The following is a 930-nucleotide window of genomic DNA, read 5'->3' on the forward strand; positions in this document are numbered from 1 at the left end:
ATGGTCGCCGACGCATCGGGCGGCACGTCGCAGGCCGCGCACGACTTCGCGATGCAGCGCATGGTGCAGGCGGGCGTCGTGCCCGTCACGTGGCAGCAGGTGCTGCTCGAATGGCAGCGCGACTGGGCGCGCCGCGATTCGTACGATGCGGTGATGGCGATCGCGAAGGAGCACTCGGGCGCGTACGGGATGGGCGTCGACTACGCGTACACGATGGTCCACAAGGCCGCCGAGCGTACGCAGACGCCGCACGAGTCGCTGCCGCCCGTGCCGGCGAAGTGACGCGGATAGTCGCGACTATCGATGCCGCCGCGGTGTGTGCCATGCGCGCGCCGCGGCGGCGATACGTCAATGCGGGCGGCGTGACGCGGTTGGCCCGCGGACGCCGCCCGCGGAGTGCTTGCGGGGCGGACGCCCGCATGCCAGTTTGTTCGGGAGATTGATCGTATGGAACCTTATCTGGTTTCCCTTGGTGCGGGCCTGCTGATAGGCGTGATCTACAGTGCAATCAAGGTTCGCTCTCCCGCACCGCCGCTGATTGCCCTGGTCGGGTTGCTCGGCATGTTGATTGGCGTGCAGGCGGTCCCCGCCCTCAAGCAGCTCGTCGGCCTTTGATCGAAGTGAGGTGACGCATATGACCGCAACCGAAACCCAACCGGATTTGATCCTCCGCAACGGCAGGTTCACGACCCTGGACCGCGCGAACCCGACAGCGACAGCGGTGGCGATCGCCGCGGGCCGCTTCGTCGCGGTCGGCAGCGAAGCGGACGTGATGCCGCTCGCGGGCCGCGCGACGCAGGTCGTCGACCTCGGCGGCCGCACGGTGCTGCCGGGCCTGATCGACAATCACTGCCACGTGATTCGCGGCGGCCTGAACTACAACATGGAGCTGCGCTGGGACGGCGTGCGCTCGCTCGCCGTCGCGATGGA

The 930-nt window shown here is 68.2% G+C and carries 2 protein-coding genes and 1 pseudogene; all 3 read left to right on the top strand.

What is annotated here, in order from left to right:
* Positions 1-282, top strand: a pseudogene (locus DIE23_RS39050) (hydrolase); the annotation flags it as partial.
* 165 nt (positions 283-447) lie between these two features.
* Positions 448-615: a DUF1427 family protein gene (locus DIE23_RS39055; RefSeq protein WP_124618205.1), complete on the top strand. Its 168-nt coding sequence runs from the start codon at positions 448-450 to the stop codon at positions 613-615.
* A 19-nt stretch (positions 616-634) separates the two neighbouring features.
* Positions 635-930, top strand: a 296-nt coding sequence (locus tag DIE23_RS39060; protein ID WP_148093506.1) for an amidohydrolase family protein, incomplete at its 3' end; no start/stop codon positions are given.

The organism is Burkholderia sp. Bp9143, assembly GCF_003853645.1.
Taxonomy (GTDB): domain Bacteria; phylum Pseudomonadota; class Gammaproteobacteria; order Burkholderiales; family Burkholderiaceae; genus Burkholderia.